14 protein-coding genes and 1 riboswitch are annotated in these 17,142 nt (G+C 46.4%); of the genes, 10 read left to right on the top strand and 4 right to left on the bottom strand.

Translation table 11 applies throughout. The annotated features are described in order from the left end of the window. Nucleotides 1-68: 68 nt before the first annotated feature. Nucleotides 69-178, bottom strand: a riboswitch (TPP riboswitch). A 263-nt stretch (nt 179-441) separates the two neighbouring features. Continuing rightward, a complete protein-coding gene (locus HPL003_RS09750; RefSeq protein WP_014279452.1) occupies nt 442-876 on the top strand; it encodes a pyridoxamine 5'-phosphate oxidase family protein in 435 nt (144 codons plus the stop codon). Nucleotides 877-1,100: 224 nt separating this feature from the next. Further along, entirely contained in the window at nt 1,101-3,206 is a 2,106-nt protein-coding gene (locus HPL003_RS09755; protein WP_014279453.1) for a bifunctional 2',3'-cyclic-nucleotide 2'-phosphodiesterase/3'-nucleotidase, read from the top strand. A 346-nt stretch (nt 3,207-3,552) separates the two neighbouring features. Here HPL003_RS09755 and HPL003_RS09760 read toward each other — a convergent pair whose 3' ends face one another. Next, nucleotides 3,553-4,095: a PBECR4 domain-containing protein gene (locus HPL003_RS09760; RefSeq protein WP_014279454.1), complete on the bottom strand. Its 543-nt coding sequence runs from the start codon at nt 4,093-4,095 to the stop codon at nt 3,553-3,555. A gap of 498 nt (nt 4,096-4,593) precedes the next feature. Between HPL003_RS09760 and HPL003_RS09765 the strand changes: the two genes are divergently transcribed. From HPL003_RS09765 to HPL003_RS09780, 4 genes are all read left to right on the top strand, one after another. Further along, complete coding sequence (locus HPL003_RS09765; RefSeq protein ID WP_014279455.1) at nt 4,594-5,655, top strand: EAL domain-containing protein; 1,062 nt, start codon at nt 4,594-4,596, stop codon at nt 5,653-5,655. A 399-nt stretch (nt 5,656-6,054) separates the two neighbouring features. Beyond that, entirely contained in the window at nt 6,055-7,065 is a 1,011-nt protein-coding gene (locus HPL003_RS09770) for a zinc-dependent alcohol dehydrogenase family protein (protein WP_014279456.1), read from the top strand. A gap of 31 nt (nt 7,066-7,096) precedes the next feature. Further along, nucleotides 7,097-8,254 carry an SMP-30/gluconolactonase/LRE family protein gene (locus HPL003_RS09775; protein ID WP_014279457.1) on the top strand — a complete coding sequence of 386 codons (1,158 nt, stop codon included), beginning with the start codon at nt 7,097-7,099 and terminating at the stop codon, nt 8,252-8,254. An 18-nt stretch (nt 8,255-8,272) separates the two neighbouring features. Further along, on the top strand, nt 8,273-9,061 hold the full coding sequence (locus tag HPL003_RS09780; RefSeq protein ID WP_014279458.1) for an SDR family oxidoreductase: 789 nt from the start codon (nt 8,273-8,275) through the stop codon (nt 9,059-9,061). Nucleotides 9,062-9,236: 175 nt separating this feature from the next. Here HPL003_RS09780 and HPL003_RS09785 read toward each other — a convergent pair whose 3' ends face one another. After that, on the bottom strand, nt 9,237-10,328 hold the full coding sequence (locus HPL003_RS09785) for a hypothetical protein (RefSeq protein ID WP_014279459.1): 1,092 nt from the start codon (nt 10,326-10,328) through the stop codon (nt 9,237-9,239). A gap of 271 nt (nt 10,329-10,599) precedes the next feature. Here HPL003_RS09785 and HPL003_RS09790 point away from each other — a divergent pair, with 271 nt between their 5' ends. Next, nucleotides 10,600-12,300: a glycoside hydrolase family 13 protein gene (locus HPL003_RS09790; RefSeq protein ID WP_014279461.1), complete on the top strand. Its 1,701-nt coding sequence runs from the start codon at nt 10,600-10,602 to the stop codon at nt 12,298-12,300. A 120-nt stretch (nt 12,301-12,420) separates the two neighbouring features. Here the strand turns inward: HPL003_RS09790 and pdaA are convergent, their stop codons facing one another. Next, entirely contained in the window at nt 12,421-13,218 is a 798-nt protein-coding gene (gene pdaA, locus HPL003_RS09795) for a delta-lactam-biosynthetic de-N-acetylase (protein WP_014279462.1), read from the bottom strand. 331 nt (nt 13,219-13,549) lie between these two features. Here pdaA and HPL003_RS09800 point away from each other — a divergent pair, with 331 nt between their 5' ends. The 3 genes from HPL003_RS09800 to HPL003_RS09810 all read left to right on the top strand — a co-directional run bounded on the left by HPL003_RS09800 (nt 13,550) and on the right by HPL003_RS09810 (nt 15,957). Continuing rightward, nucleotides 13,550-14,572, top strand: a complete 1,023-nt coding sequence (locus HPL003_RS09800) for a methionine ABC transporter ATP-binding protein (protein WP_014279463.1) — start codon at nt 13,550-13,552, stop codon at nt 14,570-14,572. Further along, nucleotides 14,569-15,234, top strand: coding sequence for a methionine ABC transporter permease (locus HPL003_RS09805; protein ID WP_014279464.1), 666 nt, complete (start codon nt 14,569-14,571; stop codon nt 15,232-15,234). Before HPL003_RS09800 ends, HPL003_RS09805 begins: the two co-directional genes overlap by 4 nt. 288 nt (nt 15,235-15,522) lie before the next feature. Continuing rightward, nucleotides 15,523-15,957, top strand: a complete 435-nt coding sequence (locus HPL003_RS09810; RefSeq protein WP_014279465.1) for a hypothetical protein — start codon at nt 15,523-15,525, stop codon at nt 15,955-15,957. Nucleotides 15,958-16,028: 71 nt separating this feature from the next. On the opposite strand, the gene HPL003_RS09815 is transcribed toward HPL003_RS09810, so the two are convergent. Further along, a complete protein-coding gene (locus HPL003_RS09815) occupies nt 16,029-17,132 on the bottom strand; it encodes a WG repeat-containing protein (RefSeq protein WP_014279466.1) in 1,104 nt (367 codons plus the stop codon). Between the last annotated feature and the right edge of the window lie 10 nt (nt 17,133-17,142).

Consider the following 17,142-nt stretch of genomic DNA (forward strand, 5'->3'; position numbering starts at 1 on the left):
ATGTTCCGGGACGCTTGCGCTTGTATATACCAAAGTAAGGGATGGCCCACCGTAATAAGAAAAAAAGGGGCATCTTGCTTAAGCATTCCTACGCTGGCATTACCCAGATCAGGTTGTAAGGGTCAGTGTCTTGGGACACACTCTCAGCCGGCCGATTCCAGCACCCCTGGCATTTGTATAGTCGAATGGGTTATTAATTCGGGTTTACTACGATGATTATATGCCTAGAAGGCGGGTCTGTCCAGCATTGGGGAAGAAGTGGCGGTTCATTTGTCGTACGTCAGGGTACACTTTTACTGTGAGCTTTTATCTGAAAATGACCATGATCCCATCGGTTAATGTTGTTTTACAGAACTGCTACGCAGGATTTGATGAGCTGGTGTCGGATCATCGCATGGGCATTTATGGGGATTATAATTTGCGAAAAGGAGTTGTTGTACCGTGGGTAAAACGGAAACATTGGATCGCAGCCGACTGGAACAAGCCATTGTAGAGGCTTTGGATAACAACAAATTTTGCTCGTTGGGTACAGTAGAAGGCGGCAAGCCGAAGGTGCGCTATATGGCTCTTTTTAACGAAGGGCTGAACATCCATCTCGCGACAGATCGCAAAACACATAAGGTGGAAGAACTGAAGGATAATCCAAACGCTTATCTGCTGCTGGGCTATGAGGTTGGCGGTACGAAGGAAGTCGTGGAGGTTGAGGCTACTGTCCAGGTAACAGCTGACGAGGGACTCCGCAAACAAGTGTGGAATGATTCGTTGAAGGAATGGTTTTCTGGCCCGGATGACCCCAATTATGTCATTCTGGATGTGAAGCCGACTCGTATTGAGTATGTGGGTAAGCAAACCGGACGTCAGGTGTGGGAAAAATAGAATTTGGATAGAAGTATGAGGAAACCAGCAATTCTCCGAGTTATTTGGGAGGCTTGCTGGTTTTTGTGTTTACGGAAAATTAATTATTTTTTCATAAATAAATAGAGTAAATGACTACTCTTTTGTCCGGCGTTGGATTAAAATAGGAATGGTGGGTTCAAAGCTTACATATATGTGCAAAAGTATGTGTATGAGGCCTACACCTTAATAAGGAGGGATATATTTTGATATTTCATAAAAAATGGTTTAGAGGGCTTACAGCAGCAGTCGTTGCTTGTAGCATGCTGGTGTTTTCAGCCGCTCCGTCTTGGGCTGCCAGCGATTCCAAGGATAGCGGTACAGTGAATTTGCGGATCATGGAAACGACAGATATTCACGCGGCCTTGATGAACTACGATTACTATGCGGACAAGGAAACGAACGAATATGGCTTGATTAGCACAGCCGGACTGATCAAGCAGGCGCGCAGTGAAACGAGAAACAGCCTGTTGTTCGATAACGGCGACTTGTTGCAGGGCAATCCACTAGGTGATTATATGGCCAGAAGCAAAACCTTTGAGAAAGAAGGCGGTGTCCATCCAGTCTACAAGATGATGAACTTGATGGGCTATGATGCGGCTACGGTGGGGAACCACGAATTTAACTATGGTCTCGACTTTCTGGAAAGATCGCTCAAGGGAGCCGATTTTCCTTACGTAAATGCGAACGTGTATTACGATGATGGGGGCCAAGGGACTAAAAATTATTTTACCCCTTACCAAATTCTTGATAAAACGGTAACGGACGAGAAGGGTCAAGAGCACACAATTAAAGTGGGTGTGATTGGCTTGGTAACACCACAAATTACGCAGTGGGATGAAAGTAATTTGAAGGGCAAAGTCGTTACCAAGGATATTGTGGAAACGGCGAAAAAGTTTATTCCACAAATGAAAACCGAGGGTGCTGAAATTATTATTGTGCTGGCACACACAGGTTATGAGGATGTACCGCAAACTCCATTGATGGAGAATGCCGTTAAATATTTGAGCAAGGTAGACGGAATTAACGCTATTTTATTTGGACACGCGCATAAATCTTTCCCCGGCCCTGATTTTAAAGGAATGAGCGGTGTAGACCTGGATAAAGGAACCATTAATGGCGTACCGGCTGTAGAAGCTTCCTCATGGGGCAAGGAGTTGGGCATTATTGACCTGAGCCTTGAAAAGAAAAACCGCGTGTGGAATGTAACTAGTTCTCAGTCGGAAGTGCGCCCGGTTGTGAATACTACCAATCCAGCGGTGCAACAGATCAAACCCGAATTCAAACTGACAGAGGCGGTCAAGGACGAACATAAAGGAACATTGGATTATGTTCGTCAACCGGTGGGAACAACGACAGCACCGATTAACAGTTATTTTGCATTAGTGCAGGATGACCCCTCCATTCAGATTGTGACGAATGCACAAAAATGGTATGTACAAAACCACCTTAAAGGAACCGAATACGAAAATCTTCCCGTATTGTCGGCTGGCGCTCCATTCAAGGCTGGTGGTCGAAACGGTGCCGAGTATTACACCAACATTCCTGAAGGCACGATAGCCATTAAAAACGTGTCCGATCTGTACGTGTACCCGAACACGGTTCAGGCCGTAGAAGTTACCGGTGCTGAAATTCAGGAATGGCTGGAATGGTCTGCGGGCCAGTTTAACCGTATCGATCCAAAGAAAACCGAGGAACAATCGCTGATTAACAAAGATTTCCCTACCTACAATTTTGATGTCATTGACGGTGTGAATTACCAGATTGATGTGACTCAGCCTGCACGATATGATGCCAAGGGAACCGTTATTGATCCTTCTGCTCATCGTATCAAGGATTTACAATACAACGGGAAAGCAATTGATCCTGCACAGAAATTTATCGTAGCGACCAACAACTATCGTGCTTCCTCATCCAAACTGGCAAATCCGGATGGCAAACGCATTGTGATGGCAGCACCGGACGAAAGCCGCCAAGTCGTTATTGATTACATCCGTACGAATGGAACGATTAATCCGGCTGCGGATGGCAACTGGTCTATTGCTCCTTTCGGTGAGGCAAAGGTTACCTTCGAATCCTCACCTGATGCTAAAGACGTGCTTGCCGGAAACCAGCAAATTTCATTCCTCGGTAGCGCGGCTGACGGCTTTGCTAAATATAGTCTTAAAGCTGGCGCGAAGCCCAATGCAGCAACGACTCCTGTAAAGGAAACCGTGGCTCCGGCGAAAGCAACGGCGAAGCCAGCCGTAAAAGCAACCAAACCTGCGGTAGCTAAACCAGCTAAAACAACCAAACCGAAGGCTTCCAAATAAGCTTCTCAAATGTAATGTGTAAAACGGGATTTATATCTTTCAAAGGGAGTGTCAACAGCTATTACTAGATGTTGACACTCCCTTAATTTTAAGGATTTAGGTAATGAAGTGATTTGGTGAAGAGGGGACTGAACGTGTATTTGAAATGGGACAAAACTTATATTTCCCTTAAGTAGCTCTTTTATAAATGCGTGTTACATTATGCTTAGATCGTCTTGTTGTACGTCGTCGGCGTTGGTGTAATAATCGTTTCTCTTTAAATCTTGATTTTTCTTCGCGTTCATATCTATGCCGAGCTATAATCGAAACAGTGTGGCTTGGTGGAGCAGCCTGCTTGTTCGTAGGATTAGCCGATGTTGACTAAAAATGATTCTGGATAATACCACTTGCCATGCCATTCTTTTTGTAATCCAAGTTGGATGTATGCATTGTCTGGTGAATGCAAATCATAGATAAAGAACTCGCATGATAAAGCGCTTGTAGTACTTGGAACATACTTGATCATCAAAGAACTTGTATTCATTAGACGAGGTAAAAAATAAAAATGAAGCATTTTATCTTTCATAGGATTCAGATTGACACCTAAGTTACGTATACTGGCTTTATTTAATACTCCTTTAAAGATGTTATTTAGACCTCGCATACCTTTGTATTCTTTTAACTGTCTTCCACGTAGAGTCCGTTGTTGCTTTGCAGTCTTTTCAATGCCAACCAAGTGACAAAATTTATTTAAGTCAAACTTTAGCGTAATTGTTTCCCCCGTACTTAAGATAAATTCAAATGTGTAGGGATAAAGTTCTTTATAAAATAGCTCTCGCAGAACTGGTAAGTCAATGTCTGCGAAATTTGGTTTTTTATTTAAGCTGAGTAGCGTTGTCAAATCAAGCATTTATTTTTCCTTGTCCTTTAATATGTATAGTTGTGATGTCACAAAAAAAGCTCTGATGTATCCCATCAGAGCTTGCATATTTAAAGAATGGCGGCACATTTTGGATGAACAAGGTATTTATAAGACCCGCCCGTCGGGTACCAGACGCCACCAATGTCCGGCTCGGTTTCGGAAGAAACACGACTACGTATTAATATCTACATTATAACGTAAAATATCCTCTTTGCCAACGGAGAGTTGTTCTAAAAAATAAAATAGGCAGAGATTATATCCCAGAAAAATTATTTCAAGTTTAATCAATGATGTGATTAATTTTTAAACACTCCTTAATATTAGTTCAAAAGACTTTATTTTTTGTCGAATACACACTTAAGTCCTAGGTTGTAGCCGAAAATAACCTTATTTTTTGTAAAAAAACGTAATTACATAGTACTTTTGTTCTAGTTATTTGTGATATAATGGTGAAAAAACCGGAAAATTGTTCCGAGGAGGACCATTATGACTTGCAGCAATTGCAGCATCATATCACCTATTAAGGACCAGGGATTGCTGAAAATCAGGCATTCTAGGGTGTCGCTTACTCAAGTGATGGATAACTTGGGTATGCTGTCGGAACAAATGAAACAGGAACAAGGACGCGAGGACGGCATTGCGTTTCGCTATGACAGTCCTGCGGAGCTGGAGCAATGGATGGACAGACTGGCTCTTTTGCCGAAGGAATGGTTGTTACATATGGAGGTTGTGGTGACCGGAACGTTTCATGTCGAAGGGTATGAGGATTGGCTTCCATTCAGCCAACTGCAAGCCCGAATCAAGCATCCGAATGTCATGGACATTATTGCGGATCAGAGCTTTTCCAGTCATATGCAGCCTATTGTTGACCACAAGCTGAATGTTATCGGGTTTGAGTTTTTGCTGCGTCCGTCACATCCGCAGAGACTTTTTCAGCCCTTTCGGCTGTTTGAAATTGCCCGTGAAGCTGGCTTGCATGCTCATCTGGATCGGTCAGCCCGTATTTCTGCGATTGAAAAAAGTGCAACATGTCTTCCGGCGGGAATTAAACGTTTTATTAACTTTCTTCCTTCCACCATTTATAATCCGGCTTATTGCTTGAACCACACCTTTGAGACGATTGATCGGTTATCCATGAACACGGAGGATTTTGTATTTGAAGTTGTAGAGACGGAAGAAATAAACGATCTGAATTTTTTGCATCATATTTTTGAGCAATATCGCAAACGTGGAGTTTCAGTGGCACTGGACGATGTGGGGGCAGGTTATTCTACGACAGAGCTGATGAACTGTCTCCAGCCGGATTATGTCAAAATTGATCGCAGTCTAATTGATGGCTGTTATCGCAACAGTGATCAGAAGCGACAAATTACAGGGATCGTGGAATCGGCTTCTCGTTTTGGCGGCCAGGTACTGGCTGAAGGCGTTGAGCAGATGGAGGACTTTGAATTTTGTCGTGGAGCAGGTGTGTCTCTGGCGCAGGGTTATTTGTTTGGCAAGCCGGAGCCGAGTCCGCCCCCTAATTTTATGCTTAGTAGCGTAATATAGTCAGGAACAAATTTAAGTAGACGTAGTTTATAAAAAGTGGAACTTAAATAGGGCTGTCGCATAAGCAAATTCCAATTCTATTGGACAGTGCTTATATCACCATTAATGTAAAAAAACGCGAGTGCAGAGGTTATTTCACCCCTGCAACTCGCGTTTTTTTGGTCATGCTTGCCCACCTGAGCAAGTTCTGGACAAGCGAAGCCACCCTGCCTCCAATTTTACTTGGTAAGGAACGTTAAAAGCCCAGAAGCAGTTTACGACTGTTTTTATTTTTAAAGAAAAGATTGACGTTTTGAATACAATTGGATACAGTGTATTGTATAAGAAACAGTGTTTCCTTTGTAATACACTGTATCCATACTAGGTAAAAAGTTAAAAATTGCAGGGAGGACAACCAAAATGAAAGCAGTGCAACTGAAAAATGGCTTTGGCTTTGAAGAGTTAACCTTGACGGAACTTGACATACCGGTGCCGGGACGGCTGGAAGTTCTGATCCGCATAAGGGCAGTGTCCCTTAATTATCGAGATTTGGTAATACTTAATGGAGTAATGCCGATCGGCATTCAATTTCCCTTCATTCCGTTATCCGATGGAGCGGGTGAAATTGTAGCTGTGGGGGAAGGGGTGACAAAATTTCAGGTTGGACAAAGGGTAGCGGGAAATTTCCAACAGAAATTCATTGGCGGGAGCACCAGAGCGGAGGTATTAAAGGACAGTCTGGGAGGCCCGCTCAGTGGAGTGGCGGCTGAATATATCGTTCTGCATGAAGAAGGGGTCGTCGCCATTCCGGATCACCTTTCTTGGGAGGAGGCTTCCACCTTGCCGATTGCGGCATTAACCGCATGGAGCATGCTGATGGAATCCGGCGGGCTGCGAGCGGGGGATACGGTGCTCTTGCAAGGAACAGGTGGTGTCTCCATCTTTGGGCTTCAATTCTCTCTGATGGCCGGAGCACGGGTAATTATCACATCGAGCAGCAATGACAAGCTGGAACGGGCAAAAGCTCTCGGCGCATGGCAGACAATCAACTATTCGGAAGTTCCCGAGTGGGATAAGGTGGCTCTGGAGCTGACAGGCGGAGTCGACCATGTCCTGGATGTGGGGGGAGCGGCAACAATGGCGCAATCCATCAATGCCCTTCGTACCGGAGGGACTGTGAGCATGGTCGGATTCTTATCGGGCTTGACCATTCCTGAGTTCGATGTCACCAGCATTTTGCAGAAGGCTGCGACGATTCGCGGCAGCCAAGTCGGTAACCGGGAACATTTCGAAAACATGAATCGTGCCATTTCCCGCCTTCGTTTACATCCTGTCATCGATCGGGTATTCCCGCTCAGCCGAATCGGCGAAGCCTTCGCACTGTTGGCTGAAGGAAAACAGTATTTCGGTAAAATCGTCGTTCAAATATAAATATTATTCACATCACATAGGAGGCACTCTAATGCCCAGTAAACCTGATTTGTCTGTCAAAGATTCTCAAGGAAGAAAGAATAAGAAACCGCGTAAATGGGTACGCAGAACCGGATTATCGCTGCTGGCGGTAATCCTTCTGGGAGTGGTTATTTTCATGCTCATCCCTTCCCCTGTCCAGCCTGCAAAATGGATTGCACCTCCGGCTCCCTCTTTTGAGAAAGCGGGTCCATGGCAACAAAACAATAAACTCAGCTCCGCAGAGCTTGTTACAAATGCTCCTAAGTTTCCGGAATTTATCACCTTTGACAAGGAAGGTAATTTATATACGGGAGACTCCGACGGGAAAATTTATAAGGTTGCCTTTGATACAAAGGGCAATCCACAAAAGGCCCAACTATATGCAGATACCAAAGGAACGCCCAATGGACTTATGTTTGACGCTAGTGGGAATCTGATCGTTACGGATGTCCAGAAGGGGCTGCTGTCTGTAGATCCTTCCGGGAACGTGACGGTGTTGGCCGATCAAGTCGACGGCACACCGATCTATTTGGCCAATGAGCTAGATATTGCGAAAGATGGCACTATTTATTTTTCTGACACCTCCAATTATGGCAGTGTAGTCTTCAAAGAAATCGCCGAGAACAAGCCACATGGACGTTTGCTGAAATATGATCCGGCGACCAAGCAGACGACAGTTCTGTTGGAAGGCCTTTATTTTGCGAACGGGGTTGCCTTGTCTGCGGACGAAGATTTTGTGCTTGTGGCAGAGTCGTATCACTACCAATTGACCAGATACTGGCTCAAAGGGCCAAAGAAGGGGACTTCGGATATTTTTGCGGATAATCTCGCCGGTTTTCCGGATAACATTACGCGTGATGATCAAGGCCATTTCTGGGTCGGTCTCTTCACGACACGTATTCCCTTTGTAGATCAGATGCATGGAAGCCCGTGGCTGGCTGGAATGATGGCCAAATTGCCTCAACCACTGCTCAGCGGTGCAAGCGCACCTGTGAAGCATGGGCTTGCGGTGGAGCTTAATTCGCAGGGGAAACTCATCGGAAGCTGGCATGATCCTGCAGGCTCGCTTTATGGCGTAACTACGGCTGTAAACCATGACGGATATTTATATATAGGCACAGCTCCTGGAGGCAGCCAGGGCGTTCATCGCGTACTTTTAACCAAATAAGCTTGGGGAGGGTTTAACATGATATTGGATGAGTTGGAGTTATCCTGGAAAGGGAAGGAAAGCCTAGCCGGTAAAGTAGCTTTGGTAACAGGCGCAAGCAGCGGTATTGGGGCATCGATTGCAAGAAAACTGGCAAAGCGAGGCGCATATGTAGCTGTATTGGCACGCCGCCAGGAGCGATTGGACGAATTGGTTCGCGACTTGCACCAAGAGGGATTGTACGAGGTCATGGCAATACCCGCCGATATCCAAAAAGCTGAAGATGTACAGCAGGCGGTCCATGCCATTCTTGAACGCTGGGGGCGGCTTGATATTATCGTTGCCAATGCCGGCTTCGGGTATCGAAGCCCACTGGCAGAAGTGGACCTGGAAAGATGGGAGGAGCTTTACAAGACGAATGTGCACGGTCTTGTCCTGACACTGAAGTACGGGCTTCAGCCAATGAGGGAACAGGCCAAGGGGGATGTTGTCATTGTCTCCTCTATTGCAGCGAAGGAAGTAACTGCCGGAGGAGGACTATACAGCGCTACCAAGTACGGCGTTAGCGCCATAGCCTCCGCCTTGCGTTTGGAGACCAGTACGCAAGGAATCCGTGTAACTGCGATTCACCCCGGGGCGGTGGCGACGGAATTTTCGCAGGTGGCTGGATATCCAGAGCAGGAGATTCGGGCGTTTGCTTCGAGCATTTTGCCGCTGCATCCCGATGATGTTGCAGAAGCTGCCCTTTATGCACTGGAGCAACCGGAGCATGTTAACATTCCGGAGTTGACCATTATGCCTTCGAGGCAGGTCCAGCGGTTCAAATAGAGCGGTATTTATTCTGCTGATCCAAGAAGCGCGAGTTACAGGGGGAAAATAACCCTTGCACTCGCGCTTTTTTTACGCTAATGACGAAGCGTACACTCCATTTACTATAGAGAAGACCCTATCCTGTGACTATTTATGGGCACCACGCTCGCTCATCCAGTCATCGTGAGTATAGCTATAGTGTAATGACGTACAGGCCCAACGGTGTGGTTGCGCTGCCTGCAATCATAAAACTTAGAGAATAGCTGGACTTGCCGGGGGGCACGCTGATATCAGCCAATCGGCATACCTTGGTATTATCTCGTAGCAGAGGGATACCATATACATGATCATTCACACGCACAGACCCGGCGAACGATCCCCCACGCGGATTGGCGTAGATGCGGACCGTACGTTCCTCGTGACCGTCGTTGACGATGGGGATCGTAGCGTTATATATGACACCGAATTGTCCACGATTATCAAGCGCAGGGCCTAGCTCGCTGCGAGCCCCGGTAAACAGTAGATCGGCGGGCGTCTCGCCATCCAATTTTTTGGTGGCACATGCTCGGTAGTTAGCGCTTTGCCCGACTACGTACTCTGGCATCCGCGCGTTCGTTTCGGAAAAGGACCATGTACCACGCGGATGCGCCTGCGGCGGCGGTACGGGTGGTAGCGGCTCCGCATGAATCCCGCGCAGGTCGGTTTGTATATCCTTGCTGACCACGGTGCGGATTACATAGTCCAACGTACCGTGGCCTTCGGCATATTCCACAGTGAGATCATAGGTGAATCCGGCCAGCGACCCTTCTGGCAGCTCGAATTCTTCCAGCAGCGCTGTGCCTTTGCCAAATTTATGACGGTCTACCGGCTTCAAGCGCTTCATCGTACCGGCCAAACAGCTTTTGGCAATAGACTGCCCGACATCCATAATCCAGTTACCATCCTCAGGCGCAATCTCTAGAGCCCGCTCGATATGACGTACTTCCAGCGCAGCATCGCTTTTGTTCTCTACGGTGATGCCCAGTTTGACAGGGCCGCCGATTTTGTTGTAATGCCAGCCGAAAATGCGATGCTTGACCGTCCGGGTTGTCGTGCGTACCACGTCATGCCATAGGGTAGCTTGCCGGGCAGGTACAGTCACGGGGGTGAGCGTCTCCGGGTTATCGCTAAGCATGAGGCGACGCTTTCCCCCTTCGGTGGCTGATTTCACATCCACATTGATATTTGGCGGGATCACAGCCGACTCCACAATCAGATCCTTTAGCTCTTTGGGGCGATGGTTCATGTGAGTTCCTCCTTTGATTTAGAGAATCGGACCGCTTACTGGTTCATGGAAATGGGCGGTTCATATATATAGGTAACGCCGGAGTAACTTTTACAACCTGTTTTTTTAAAAAAATTTTGGAAAAATTCGAATGCCTTATCATGGCTATGCGATTGCGTCAAAGCAAGCTTCAAACTTCCTTCTCCGTCTCACGAACGATTTGCCCACAGGTATTGCGTGTATGTTAACAGCATATGCTATTGGATGTACAGAGAAGCTACAGGAGGGAAACATGCCTAAAAAGATATGGTGGAAGGAAGCCGTTGTGTATCAGATTTATCCGATTAGCTTTCAGGATTCGGACGGAGACGGAAAAGGAGATTTACAGGGTATTCTGTCCAGGCTGGACTATCTGAGTGAGCTGGGCATTGATGTCATCTGGATTTGCCCGGTGTACAAATCGCCCAATCATGATAACGGCTACGATATTAGCGATTATTATGCCATTATGGATGAATTCGGAACGATGGAGGATTTTGATAAACTCCTTCACAAGGCGCATGAACGAGGTATCAAAATTATGATGGATCTGGTATTAAATCATACCTCAGATGAGCATCCATGGTTTACGGAGTCACGCTCGTCCAAGCACAATCCGAAACGAGACTACTACATATGGCGAACAGGCAAAAATGGCAGATATCCGAACAATTGGGAATCGTATTTTTCCGGCTCTGTGTGGAAATATGACAAGCTTACAGACGAATATTACATGCATCTGTATTCCGAGCATCAGCCGGATCTCAACTGGAACAATGAAGAAATGGTCGCTGAACTGTACCGCATGGTGGAATGGTGGCTGAAAAAGGGAGTCGATGGCTTCCGGTTTGATGCCATTGCTCATATTGTCAAAGCCGAAGGGCTGCCGGACGCCAATAATCCCGAGAAACGGACTTTGGTACGGGCCTATCAGCTTTTTTCCAATTTGGAACAGGTGCATGTGCTTCTTCGCATGCTGAATGAAAGGGTGCTGGAGCGTTATCCCTTAATGACCGTCGGTGAGACATCAGGCTTGGGCCCTGAACAGGCACTCGATTATGTAGGGGATCAGCGACATGAACTGAATATGGTTTTCCAGTTTGAACACATGTTTATAGATGCCGAGGGACAGGGAACAGAAAAGTGGAGACCCAAGCCGTGGACACTGGTAGAGCTTAAAAAAATTATGAGTAGCTGGCAGACGGTGCTTCATCAGGAAGGCTGGAATGCGAATTATCTGAACAACCATGATCAGCCGCGCGCCCTCTCGCGATTCGGAAATGATGGACATTACCGTGTGGAGTCGGGCAAAATGCTGGCAACCTTCACGCATATGCTCGAAGGTACGCCGTACATTTATCAGGGCGAGGAAATCGGCATGACGAATATCGCTTACTCGTCGATTGATGATTACCGGGACGTGGAGACGTTGAATTATTATGAACAGCAACGGAAGCTTGGCCAACCGGAAGAGCAGATTATGGCGGCCATTTGGAGAAAAAGCCGGGATAATGCGCGGACGCCTATGCAGTGGAATGGAGGGCATGCGGCCGGGTTTACCGATGGAGAGCCATGGATGAAAATCAACGATAACTACACGTACATCCACGCTGAGGCGGAAAGACATAACCCGGATTCGATTTTTCACTATTATCGTAAGCTGATTGCCCTGCGTAAACAACATGAGGTGATTGTTTATGGTGAATATAAGCTGCTGTTGCCGCTGGATACTGAGTTGTATGTGTTTACCCGCACGTTGGGGAAGGAGCATGTGCTAGTCATTTTGAATTTCTTTGAGCGTGACCCGGTGTTCCACTGGCCTGAGGAGGAGGGCTATCCTGCCGCCAAAGCGGAGCTGCTTCTATCCAACTACGTGCCGGTAAAAGGGGAGAATCTGCAATCCTTGAAGCTGCGCCCTTATGAAGCCAGAGTGTATAAGTTAAGCTTGGAATAAGTATATAATCCCTTGCCTTCCTTGATCGTAAAGCAAAAAAGCCCGATTCACACTGTCTGCTGTACGCAGGTGTGGATCGGGCTAATCATATTTAACGATTCGTCCAATTCAGTGACTGTTTTAGTGGTAATGCTTAACCTTAAGGTCGTCCAGGCTTTTGAACTCATACCCTTGCTTGCGGGCTTCGTCAATAATCGAACCCAGCGCCTCGGTATTGTCCTTGGATACGGAATGGAGCAGAATGACCGCTCCAGGATGGAGCTGATTCATGACCTGACGATAGGCATAGTCTGTTCCTTGCTGGATATTCGTATCCCAGTCCTTGTAAGCCACAGACCAGAATACGCTTGTATATCCCGCTTCCCGGCAGGAGGCCAATGCCTTTTCGCTAAAAATGCCGCGAGGCGGGCGAACGTATTTCATTTCCTTTTGTCCAGTGAGCTCTGCCGATGCATTTCGTACCCGATCCAGCTCAGACCGGATCTCTGTCGAAGAAATGGTACTCATATCAGGATGACTCCATGAATGGTTGCCAATAATATGGCCCTCACTCGCCATGCGGCGCATCAAAGCTGGCTGATCCTTCACAAAATGTCCGGTTACAAAGAAGGCGGCCGGAACCTTTTTGGCCTTTAATACATCCAGCACCTTGGGCGTAAATCCATTCTCATAGCCGTTGTCAAAGGTGAGAAATAGTTCTTTTTTGGTAGTATCTCCGAGAAAGATGCCACCCTGTTTTTCAATCAGGTGCATAAAGCCCTCCTGTGCGATAGAAGGCAGTTCGCCCCCCTTGCTTTTTTTGAATCCAAAATGATAAGGCTGTTCGTCAACAGTTTGAGCAGCTAGCGCGGAATTACCCGTAACAGCCAACATTCCCAAAACCGCAACGCATAGCCACAAGGCAAATATTCGTTTCATTTAACTTCCTCGCTTCCGTCCCATTTGGGCAAGGTGTGTATGCTTCGGCATATTCCATAGCGTCTGCAATACCACGCCTGTTTATGCAAAAAATGCTCTCAACTTAGGACGAACATGGCTTTTGACAATCCCTGTAGTTAGAAAACGGTGCCTCAGGGCTAAAATTTAATTGTTGGACCTCAAAAAACACATATTGACATGAATATTAAATCGAAGTAGTATACTTTATAAAACTTACTAGAATACTCGGATTTAGTGACTAACGATAAAGGGATACAAACAGCTCAATGACATCTTACATTCTTAAAGGAATCGGAAGGAGCTAGAAGTAATGATTGAACTCAAAAATGTATCCAAAACCTATGTGAGAAAAGGCTTAAGCATAGAAGCGCTAAAAAATATAAATATCAAAGTGGATAAAGGTGATATCTTCGGCTTTATTGGATTCAGCGGCGCAGGTAAAAGTACGCTGATCCGGTTGGTTAACCGTCTTGAGAAGGTCACCAGCGGGGAGGTTATTGTCGAAGGAGAGCGGTTGAATACTTATTCGACATCAGGGCTTCGGAAGGTAAGAAAGAAGATCGGAATGATTTTTCAGCATTTCAATCTGCTGGAGTCGAAAACGGTGTTCGACAATATTGCGATTCCGCTGGTGCTGCTCAAGCGCAACAAGCGGGAGATTGAGCAGCGGGTAAAAGAGTTGCTGGAGTTCACAGGCTTGTCTGACAAGGCGAACAGCTATCCGAGTGAGCTTTCCGGTGGTCAGAAGCAGCGTGTCGGTATTGCGCGGGCGCTGGCGAGCAACCCGTCTATCCTGCTCTGTGATGAGGCGACTTCGGCGCTTGATCCGCAGACCACGCAGTCGATTCTGGATTTGCTTCGTAAAATCAACAAGGAATACAAGATCACTATTCTGATCATCACGCATGAGATGTCAGTCATTCAGCGGATTTGCAACAAGGTTGCTGTCATGGAAAAGGGTGAAATCATCGAGCAGGGCAATGTGCTGGATGTATTCGGACAGCCACAGCACCAGACGACGCAAAGCTTTGTGCGCACGGTTATTCATGATAAGGTGCCGGATAGTGTGCTGCAGACGTTTGAGCAGCAAGAATCACAGCGGATTTACAAGCTGGAATTTATCGGACAGGCTGCCTCCGAGCCGGTGGTTCATGAATTGATTCGGCAGCATGAGGTCTATGTGAACATTTTGTTTGCCAATATGACGGAAATACAAGAGACGACAATTGGCTATATGACGATCCAACTGCGTGGCGAGGAGCATGCTGTTCAGCAGGCTGTTGATTTTATCAAGAGTAAAGGGGTCAACATTCAGGAGGTGAAGGGCATATGATGATTACGGGAACCTCTATAACCTGGGATCAACTGTGGGAGGCTTTGTATCAATCCTTGCTCATGGTCAGCGTCTCGTTGTTCATTGGCGCATTGATCGGTATACCTATCGGTATTTTGCTGGTCATTACTCGTCCGGGCGGGATTCTAGAGAACAAATGGTTTTACGGTATTTTTAATCCGATTATCAACATTGTTCGTTCCTTACCGTTTATCATATTGCTGGTAGCGATCATTCCGTTGACGCGTCTAATTGTGAATACATCCATTGGGACCAGCGCGGCGATTGTTCCGTTGATTTTCTATATTGCGCCATATATCGGCAGGCTGGTCGAAAATTCGCTGCTTGAGGTTAATCCGGGCATATTGGAAGCTGCGGACGCGATGGGAGCGACCCCTTTTCAGGTCATTCGTTACTTCTTGCTCCCCGAAGCATTCAGCTCCCTTATTCTGTCGTTAACGACAGCCGCAATCGGCTTGATTGGAGCCACTGCCATGGCAGGCGCGGTCGGTGGCGGCGGGATTGGAGATCTGGCGATATCGTATGGCTATCAGCGATTCGATACGATTGTTACGTTAATTGCCGTCGTGATTCTTGTCGTATTTGTGCAAGGTGTTCAGTCCTTGGGTAACCTATTGTCCCGTAAAGTACGCAGGGGTTGATTTTTATAATGATTTTATGGATTTTAGTTCTGAGCCCGCCAATATTGGCGGGTTTTTTGTCGCGGACGACTAAGCAAGGCTCGATTCCTAGCAACGACAACAATGATGGCAGCTTGATTCCTTAAAAGAAGATTGTTCTTATAATTTGACTTGTGGTTGTTAGGGAAGGTCTGGAGTTACCTATATTAATGGGGGGGAAATGATTCTGACATCCAATGAATGTGGAGCCCTTCCGATGTACAGCGACTCCATCGTATCTCTTCAATACCATTTTAGGGGGAAACAAATATGGAAAGAACGGCCAAAACCTATGCAGCAGCAATTGATTCCTTAAACGTTGAATCCAATTATTTACCTAGGGGGGGTGTTACTCATTGTAACGAATTTGCACAAGATGTAATGAAGAAGATGTCGGCCGCCCTGCCTGGTGGTTTAGCTAATGAAATGGCAGATGCATTGAGTAATAAAAAAGCTCCCGGTTGGTACGCTGTCACATTCAGCGATGCTCAAAAAAGGGCCAACCTTGGTTATCCGACAATCGGTATCAAAAAAGAGACAGGTCATGGTCACGTGGTGGTGGTCAGACCTAAAGGCTCATCCATTACAGTATTGAAGGAAGTACAGGTTGCACAGGCAGGCACTTCTAATTTTAACAGTAAAACGATCAATTGGTCGTGGAAGGCGGCAGACCTGCCAGGGGTGAAATTTTATACGCACGATTAATTAGGCTGAAAGCGGCAGTAAACAACCCAAAGGCGCGGCTTTATGCTTTCCGCACCTTTGGGTTATATGATTTATTTTAAAAGTAAGTGCTTGGTGAGGAGAAATGCAATACCCTGTTCTTTCGATGCCACGGCGTAGCCATCCGCAAAAGAGGAGGATATATTCAAATATTGAAGTTTGGTCAGCAGCTTGCCTTGGCGGTCAATGTAGCCGAACTTACCGTCAGAATTCGTTCCAACACCAACGAGGGCAATGCCTTCCTTGAAAGACTCGGCTCGGGTGTAATTCTGATAACCAATGACCAATTTTCCTTTGGGATCAATGAAACCGACTTTGCCGTTTTGATTATAAACAGCGGCTAGACCTTCGCTAAAATAACTCGCATCCGTATACCGAAAAGGAATAACGTTCTTTCCCTTCTTATTGATAAAGCCCCACTGACCTTTGGTGTTTTGCACGGCAGCCAGCCCTTCGGAGAAATCGCCCCCGGATTTATATTGCAGAGGAACAACAACTTTACCCGTCGTATCAATGTACCCATACATTCCTTTACTGTTTTTGACCAGAGCCAGCCCTTCGTAAAATCCACGGGAAGTGGCATAGTGATAAGGAATAGCTAATTGTCCTTTTTTATTGATAAACCCGATTTTATCGCCTTTTGGATTGTATACCAGAGCCATGCCATATGTGAAATGATAATCTGAACTATATTTTTGCGTCAAACGGGTAACGGTCTTTCCTGTTCGGTCGATGAGTAGATCACTTTTGGTATCTGCTGTTATGACGTGGGCCAAGCCTTCGGAGAAATGACCTGCATCTGTATATTGGCAAGGGATAGCCAGTTGTCCTTTCGTGTTAATGAAGCCGTACAAATTCGTTTTATTGTTTTTAACCAGCGCACGTTGCTCGTTAAAATCGCTGACAGGTGAGATATAGTCGGGGAGGATAAAGGCCTCTTTCCCTTTCGCGTTATAGTACACGAGCGAGCCGTTGGATTGTTCCGCAAATAGCAAGCCATCATGAAAGTTCCCGTCACTTTCAGGTATAACCATATTATAGTCGAGAGATGTTTGAGAAACTTCAAGAGTTGGCGTGCTGCTAGATGCGAAGCCTGTGCTCGTCGTTGAGAATGCAGTACATAACAGTAGTAAAGCTAATGCTAACTTTTTTTTCATTTCAATGCTC

The sequence above is a fragment of the Paenibacillus terrae HPL-003 genome (assembly GCF_000235585.1).
GTDB classification, from domain to species: domain Bacteria; phylum Bacillota; class Bacilli; order Paenibacillales; family Paenibacillaceae; genus Paenibacillus; species Paenibacillus terrae_B.